The organism is Desulfocicer vacuolatum DSM 3385, from assembly GCF_900176365.1.
Taxonomy (GTDB): Bacteria; Desulfobacterota; Desulfobacteria; order Desulfobacterales; family Desulfobacteraceae; genus Desulfocicer; species Desulfocicer vacuolatum.
The window spans coordinates 1-7,253 of record NZ_FWXY01000049.1; the positions used below are offsets into that span (position 1 = coordinate 1).

Consider the following 7,253-nt stretch of genomic DNA (forward strand, 5'->3'; position numbering starts at 1 on the left):
ATTGACCTCCTTTCGCATTTGTATGTTATGGGAATCATTATACCGCGAATGGTGATTCAACAAAACCTTTTTGGTTCTGGCTTGTCCAGGTTAGGTCTCAGCAAATATTTTTTTCCGTAACGAAAGGTGCTGTGCCCACGCATTGGAAAATGCTTAAGAATTCCAGCTGGAACATAACCGTCACCGGCAAGGAATATATAGACAGTTGTTTTTTGCTCAGAAGTCATACTCATCCTCTTTCTTCATCCTGACTCGTTTCTTTGTAGCCGCTTCTGAAAGAGATTGTCCTAATCGGTCATTTTCCGGGCGGGCAAGAGCATCGAGGTCGCTTTCGAGTTGCAGAACCCATAATGTAGTTGCCATGATTCCAAGAGAAACGCCGGGTTCTCCTTTTTCAAGACGTCTTATGGTATTTCTATCAGCCAATACCAAGTTTGCTAAATGTTTTTGGGTAAACCCTCTACGTTTTCGGGCCAGCATGATGTTGTTACCCACTTTTTTAAGATGATTTAATACAACTTGCGGTATAGCACTTGTTGATTTCGTTTTTTTATTCATGATGTATATTTACAGCATTAAATAATTCAAAGCAATATTTATACGGCATTATTTATTATTTTTGAAGATGGCCAAAATTTCTTTTTTTCCCGCCAATCTTCATCGGCATTTTTGCGCTTGATCACAAGCCCCCTGTGTCAGGATAAGTGTTGTCTCAATTGAACAAGATGGCCATTCCGGGCATCTGTTTGATTTATAAAAGCATCAAACATCATTGGTTAAATTACTCGGTGGCCCATGTTATGCCCCCCTAAATACCATTAAATCTCGATTCTATCTTACTAAATTATTTATACAATGAAGCTCTAATTTTATACATAATCTGATTGATTTTGATCAGGTTTGAACATTTAATCTTCTCACCCTTGACAAAAGTTGTCACAACAACTATTGTTAAGACAATTAATTTTTCAACAAAACTTAGGAGCTAACAATGGATTTTAATATGGATCACTCGATAGGGTTTATTCTCAACAGGACAGCTACAGCTGTAAAAAAAGAATTTACTAAACGCCTCAAACCATACGATATTACTCCTGAGCAATGGTCCATACTGAACCGCTTAGGTGAACAGGACGGGGTTACACAAAAAAAGCTTTCTGATAGGACCTATAAAGATCAGCCCAATACCACCCGCATATTAGACAAGCTTGAAAAGAAAGGGCTAATAAGAAGAGCTGACAATCCTGAAGATAGGCGTGCCTTCATTATTTTCATTACAGACAAGGGAAAAGACGCCCGGAAGAAGATTACCCCCATAACAGCTCAATTGAATGCCGATGCTTCACAGGGTCTAAACGAAAACGATCTTAATAATTTATTAACTTTATTAAACAAAGTTTACACTAACTTTTAAGCCGTTTTCTGAAGTTACCTGAACGGATCAAGCTACTCAATATTTATTGTCATAACAAGATATGCCACAACAAAGCTTGAAATACACCCCCGGTTTGCGGAGTATTTCATATAAGATACAGGATATCATAATGGACAGAAAGATAATTTACATCGGGGACCCAATGTGTTCTTGGTGCTATGGGTTTAAGCCGGAGCTAAATAAAGCGCTTGAATCAATCGGGCCGGACTACGGATTCGAAATGATAATGGGGGGACTCAAGCCATATGCGCAATCCCCTATGGATGAAAATCTCATCACTTTTTTGAAGGGGCATTGGAAAGAGGTCTCAACCGCCACAGGTCAGCCCTTTAAGTATGCCCTTCTGGAGCGCAAGGATTTTTATTACGATTCCGAGGTGCCCAGCAGGGCCGTGTTGGCAGTACGTGAACTGTTACCCGAAAAAGAATTTGAGTTTTTTCAGCATATCCAGCATGCCTTCTATGCGGAAAACCAGGATACCAACCGACCTGACACCTATCTCCGGATTCTTGATGAAATGGGGATATCAGCTAAGGACAGGTTTCTTGAAAAATTCTCTTCTATTTTATTAAAGGACAAAACTCGAGCTGAGTTCATGCGTGTCCGGGAAATGGGTGTTTCGGGATTCCCGGCATTATTGTTAAATGACAATGGCTCGTTAAAACGGATCGGTTCAGGTTATGCAAAAGCAGATCTGATTGTGGCTAAAATCCGGCAGTGCGGGAGGCTGTAAAACACGGATGACATTTGGCCAAGCTCCCATTGTCCAACACTCCAGACTCAAACCAGATCAATAAGATAATGTCATTAGTCAATGAAGAGCGGAGGAAGAATGTTTAAAAGAATAGAAAAAGGTATTTGTGGCATCTGCGGAGCCGGTTGCGGTGTGAGCATCAGTCTTGAAAATGATCGAATCACTAAGATCTTGCCCTGGAAAAAACATCCTCAAGGCCAACCCTGCCTGCGGGGCGTAAAGGCGTCAAGCATTGTTTATGCCAGGGATCGGATCACAAAACCGCTGAAACGGATCGGTCCCAAAGGAACACTCGCGTTCACTGAAATTTCTTGGGACCAGGCTCTGGATGAAATTTCACAAAAAATTCTCAATTTAAAAAGCCAATACGGCCCCCAGTGTATCGCCTCTTTTTTTGGTCGGGGGAACTTTGAGGACTCTATCTGGAAAATGTTTTCCCCCAAAGAGAAGGGATTGGCCATTCCGAACTCACTTTTTATGCCCATGGGTTCCCCAAATGCTTTTTCCATCGGCAACATCTGTCATGTTTCTCATGCATTTATTGCCCCATTTACAATCTTTGGAGCACCGGGTGGCATGCTTCAGCCGGATCTTGAGCATGCGGATATCATCTTTATCTGGGGGACCAACCCGGCCACCGGTTCTCCCCTAAAGCAATTTCTCCAGCTGAAAAAGGCCAAGGCCAGGGGGGCAAAAACCGTTGTGATCGACCCATTGAAGACCCAGACGGCTGAAATGGCCGATCTTTGGATCCCCATTCAACCGGGCACCGATGGGGCGCTGATTCACGGCATTTTGTGCCAATGTTTTAAGAGGGGCGGTGTGGACAGGGCTTTTGGAGAAGAGCAGTGCCAGGGGTTTTCCGACCTGGAGCAGTATGTGAAAGGATTTAATCCGGATCTGGTCCACCAGATCACCGGCGTATCTGAAGAGAGCCTCAAGGAACTGACTGAATTGATCCTTTCAACGGAAAAAATAGCATATATGACCCAGTCCGGCCTTGAGTTCAACGACACTGGTGCCCAGTCCATACGTGCCCTGCTTTCTTTGTGGGCACTGACCGGTCACCTTGACGTCAAGGGCGGCATGGTGTTCAAATCCCGGTCACCGGTTTCTCTGTCAAAACCGGACGTGAAGTACCCCACGGATATCCCCCCCATCGGCATGGATCGCTATCCCCTTTTCTGTAACTTGACCAAAAACGGACATTTCTCAGAGTTCCCCCGCTCAGTGCTCCAGGAAGATCCTTATAAAATTCGTTTTTTGCTCATCGGCGGTTCTTCGATATTGACCAGCTGGCCCAACAGCGCCCTGTATGCAAAAGCCCTGAATGCCCTTGACTACCAGGTCTGTGTTGACCTGTTCCTTAAGCAGGATGCTCGTTATGCCGACATGGTGCTTCCGGCTACAACCTATTTTGAAAACACCTCGCTTTGCGGATATCCCGGCCAGGCCGCCTTACCCACAGCACTCCAGTACCGCAAAAAAATTATTGAGCCTATGGGAGAATCCATGAACAGTTATCTGATTTATGCCAAACTGGCAGAAAGGCTTGGTTACGGACATCTTTACCCCCATACCGAAGAAGATATGGTCCGCTTTCTGATAAAGGACCTGCCCATGAATTTCCAGACTTTTAAACACGAATCAGAAAAAGGCCCGGTGACGGTTCATAAGGTGGCCCCCAATGAAGGGCAGGAGAAAAAATGGCTTTCAGGGCAGCTTCGCCCGGATGGAAACCCCGGGTTTAACACCCCTTCGGGAAAGTGGGAAATAAGTTCGACACTGCTGGAAAAATACGGCTATGAGCCCCTGCCGGTATACACCCCTGCTTCTGAAGGGCCGCTAAACAAAGCACTCAGTCAGGATTTTCCCCTTACACTGACCTCCGGTGCCCGCATCATGCAGTCGACTTTCAGAAGCCAGCACCAGAATATTCCAAACCTTGTCAGGCTTCAACCAAATGCCGAGGCCATCCTGCACCCCCGGGACGCAGCTCCCCGAAACATTTCCAGCGGAGATGCGATCTGGGTAAAAACGGCACGGGGAAAAGTTAAATTTATCGCCAGGGTCACCCAAAAGATATCCAAAGGCGTGGTTGAGGTAAACCAGGGCGGAGGAGCGCCCAATCAGGCTGATGGATGGAAAAACAGCAATATCAACCTGCTTACTGACGATCGAAATCGAGACTCCATCACCGGATTTCCCGTCTTCAAAGCACTTCTTTGCGAGTTGGAAAAGGTTGGATCGGCTGCAAAACAGTATAAGACAGGCCCAATAGGAAATGAATAGATAAAAAAATATTACAAAGAACGATTTCATTTTCAGGAAAAATTCATCAGTAAGGCTCATGTTGTGTTTCAGGGTCTTACCCCCTTAAAACGATTATAATTCATTGTATTTAATGAGAATACCTTATATTTTTAGCAACCACAAGACCTTTGCTTAATTTTCAATACATTCAGTGCATTATACTGACTTTAAAGTTGTAAGGGAGTCAGCAGGTTTCAATTTACCATTTATCCAATGTGCCACTCACGAAATATGATGGTCTGAATTTTGGGGGTTGATCATAAGCTGGGCCACTATACGTGAAATAAAATCCTATTGGATTCAACGTGGTGTAATTACAGCTATTAATTTTTACCTCTAAACTTTTATTACAAAATGGCCCACGTTATGACCAAGCCCGAATTTTGTAAGTGGTAAATCAATAAGATCTGACTCCCTTATTTATCCCATTCCATAATTCCGGGGGACACCATAATTATATTTTTTCAAAGAATTAAGTATGATGTCTCCAAATTTTCCCGGATTTTCGGAAATGTCAGTAAAGCAGCCCCCAATAGGTAAAAATGGGGGATGGCCGAATATTTACCGGTGTATTACGATTTTCTCAATCGAAACAACGCCATTGTCAACGCCCCTTTCATCACCTCTTCCAAGGTGGGATGATAGACCGGCATCTGTAGAATCTCCCCAACGGTGAGGCCATGCTCAATGGCCAGAACCAGGGTGTGGGCCATATGCTCGGCACCCCGGCCAAAAACCTCTGCCCCCAGTAATATACCGCTGTTTTTATCCACATAGACCTGCATCATTCCTTTGAGATCGTTGTAAATTTTATGTCGCGGTCCACTGTCCATGCGGGCCTGGCCCATGACAATCTGTTCCGGGTCCAGTGCGCTGTACACCGATCCAACGCAGGCCATTTGCGGATCAGTGAAATAAATCCCGATTCCCGGGGTTCTTTTTCCTTCTTTGTGCGCAGGAAAAGCAACGGCACTGTCCGCCGCAATCCGCCCTTCAATGTAGGCTTCATGCCACAAGGGCAGATCCTCCGTGGCATCTCCGCTGATAAACACATGGGAATTGCCACACTGCATGGTTAAAGGATCATATTGGGGCAGCCCCCGGTCATCAAGAATAAGTCCGGATTTTTCAAGATCCATGGTGCGAAGGTTGGAACGTCGACCGCTGGCAATGAGAACCCGTTCATAGGATCGGATTATTTCCTTGCCATCCGTGGTGAGATAGGTTAGCTCAAAGCCGTCTTTCACCTTGACGGCCCGGGTAAATTCTCCCCGGGGAATGATATCAAGCTCCTGCTGCATGGTCTGCATTACATCTTTTTGCATATCCGGATGGGTAAAGGCACCAATACGACCGGTGTGGCCATACAAAGTGGTTTGAACACCGAGACGGTGAAAGGCCTGTCCGATTTCAAGGGCAATCACCCCAAGGCCCACAACCGCCATGGACCGGGGAAGGTCATCAAGTTCAAAAATGGTGTCGCTGGTATCCAGATCTTGCAGTAAAGGCTCAAATACCGGTGCCACATAAGGGCTTGACCCGCAGGCGAGAATTATTTTTTCCGCCTTTACGCGCAACCGGCCATCCACATCAAGGGTGTGCGAATCCAAAAATCTGGCCTGCCCTTCCACCTTGAACTTATTGTCAATGGTATCGACATATCGCAAAACCCCACCAACAAATTTCTCTGCGCGATCCTTTTGAATCCGCTCAAACAGACGCTTTCCATTGACCTGATAGTTCCCATCAATGCCAAAAAAACTCCCGCCTTCAATGGCATGGGCCAGATCCGATGCGGCAATTAACATCTTGCTTGGCATACACCCCACACGGGCACAAGTTGTTCCATAGGGACCGTGTTGAATCAACAACAAACTATCCGTCTGTTTTCGAATCCGGCTGAATGCCCCCAGTCCTGCGGTTCCAACCCCAATAATGGCATATTCTACTTCACGAGTTTCCATTGCAATCTATTCCTTTTCTCTTACGCATCCTTGTCCGAGTTCACTGCTTAGGTCTTATTTCTTCTCCACAGGCTTAAAATTCCGTCGAACCGGCGGTCTTATTATGGGTCAGATGACCATTCTACTTATAATTATATTGAACATACTATAATTACTGATAAAATTTCAAATCAACATTTATAGATTTATCCGCTAAAAACAAATATTAAGCTGGTACTGGCAAGGGGGCTATCTCTGAAAGATCGACATGTCGTTTTGCTTGCCAAAGGTCATAACTATCCTGTATGTGAAGCCAACTTTCAGGGCTGCTGCCTAAACATTTGGATAGGCGCAATGCCATGATAGGATTGATGATTGCACTCTGTGTCTTTATAATCCTTGAGTTGCCGTATCAAGTGCGATTAGTTCAATTCTAAGTTTTTGTCTGTGATCCGGTTGAACACCTGATAATTTACCAGTTTCAAAGAATTTACTCAGCCCTCTATATTTAAAGGGCTTTATCATAATTACATCATACAAAACATTGCGCAATGCATTTTTCTGCTTCATTTTGTAGAAATTCTTGCATTTTCATGTTGCTTTAGGTAGCGTGATTATCTTGCATATTTAAAAAAACCATTGGGATGGTTAAAAATTAAAAATTTCACTCATAAAGCAAGTATTGTTGCATTTTTTTTAAAAAAAACCTAAATCCTAACCTGGACAAGCCAGAACCAAAAAGGTTTTGTTGAATCACCATTCGCGGTATAATGATTCCCATAACATACAAATGCGAAAGGAGGTCAAT

Annotated in this window: 7 protein-coding genes; 3 read left to right on the forward strand and 4 right to left on the reverse strand. The window is 44.4% G+C overall.

The annotated features are described in order from the left end of the window. Positions 1 to 216: 216 nt before the first annotated feature. Positions 217 to 558: a helix-turn-helix transcriptional regulator gene (locus B9A32_RS20475; RefSeq protein ID WP_139795918.1), complete on the reverse strand. Its 342-nt coding sequence runs from the start codon at positions 556 to 558 to the stop codon at positions 217 to 219. A gap of 433 nt (positions 559 to 991) precedes the next feature. On the opposite strand from B9A32_RS20475, the gene B9A32_RS20480 reads away from it, so the two are divergent. The 3 genes from B9A32_RS20480 to B9A32_RS20490 all read left to right on the forward strand — a co-directional run bounded on the left by B9A32_RS20480 (position 992) and on the right by B9A32_RS20490 (position 4,481). After that, positions 992 to 1,414: a MarR family winged helix-turn-helix transcriptional regulator gene (locus B9A32_RS20480; RefSeq protein ID WP_084071989.1), complete on the forward strand. Its 423-nt coding sequence runs from the start codon at positions 992 to 994 to the stop codon at positions 1,412 to 1,414. Positions 1,415 to 1,544: 130 nt separating this feature from the next. Then, on the forward strand, positions 1,545 to 2,168 hold the full coding sequence (locus B9A32_RS20485; RefSeq protein ID WP_212638046.1) for a DsbA family protein: 624 nt from the start codon (positions 1,545 to 1,547) through the stop codon (positions 2,166 to 2,168). Between the two features lie 99 nt (positions 2,169 to 2,267). After that, complete coding sequence (locus B9A32_RS20490) at positions 2,268 to 4,481, forward strand: molybdopterin-containing oxidoreductase family protein (RefSeq protein WP_170923940.1); 2,214 nt, start codon at positions 2,268 to 2,270, stop codon at positions 4,479 to 4,481. A gap of 593 nt (positions 4,482 to 5,074) precedes the next feature. Here B9A32_RS20490 and B9A32_RS20495 read toward each other — a convergent pair. From B9A32_RS20495 to B9A32_RS20505, 3 genes are all read right to left on the reverse strand, one after another. Continuing rightward, a complete protein-coding gene (locus B9A32_RS20495; protein ID WP_084071995.1) occupies positions 5,075 to 6,466 on the reverse strand; it encodes a dihydrolipoyl dehydrogenase in 1,392 nt (463 codons plus the stop codon). A gap of 205 nt (positions 6,467 to 6,671) precedes the next feature. Then, positions 6,672 to 6,806 (reverse strand): helix-turn-helix domain-containing protein, encoded by a 135-nt coding sequence (locus B9A32_RS20500; protein ID WP_139795919.1) that lies wholly within the window; start codon positions 6,804 to 6,806, stop codon positions 6,672 to 6,674. A gap of 29 nt (positions 6,807 to 6,835) precedes the next feature. Beyond that, positions 6,836 to 7,015: a type II toxin-antitoxin system RelE/ParE family toxin gene (locus tag B9A32_RS20505; RefSeq protein ID WP_212638047.1), complete on the reverse strand. Its 180-nt coding sequence runs from the start codon at positions 7,013 to 7,015 to the stop codon at positions 6,836 to 6,838. Positions 7,016 to 7,253: the final 238 nt, after the last annotated feature.

Excerpts from the sequence above, each read along its gene's own strand:
- B9A32_RS20500 (WP_139795919.1), bottom strand. The coding sequence starts at position 6,806 with ATGGCATTGCGCCTATCCAAATGTTTAGGCAGCAGCCCTGAAAGTTGG.
- B9A32_RS20505 (WP_212638047.1), bottom strand. The coding sequence starts at position 7,015 with ATGAAGCAGAAAAATGCATTGCGCAATGTTTTGTATGATGTAATTATG.
- B9A32_RS20485 (WP_212638046.1), top strand. The coding sequence starts at position 1,545 with ATGGACAGAAAGATAATTTACATCGGGGACCCAATGTGTTCTTGGTGC.
- B9A32_RS20495 (WP_084071995.1), bottom strand. The coding sequence starts at position 6,466 with ATGGAAACTCGTGAAGTAGAATATGCCATTATTGGGGTTGGAACCGCA.
- B9A32_RS20490 (WP_170923940.1), top strand. The coding sequence starts at position 2,268 with ATGTTTAAAAGAATAGAAAAAGGTATTTGTGGCATCTGCGGAGCCGGT.
- B9A32_RS20480 (WP_084071989.1), top strand. The coding sequence starts at position 992 with ATGGATTTTAATATGGATCACTCGATAGGGTTTATTCTCAACAGGACA.
- B9A32_RS20475 (WP_139795918.1), bottom strand. The coding sequence starts at position 558 with ATGAATAAAAAAACGAAATCAACAAGTGCTATACCGCAAGTTGTATTA.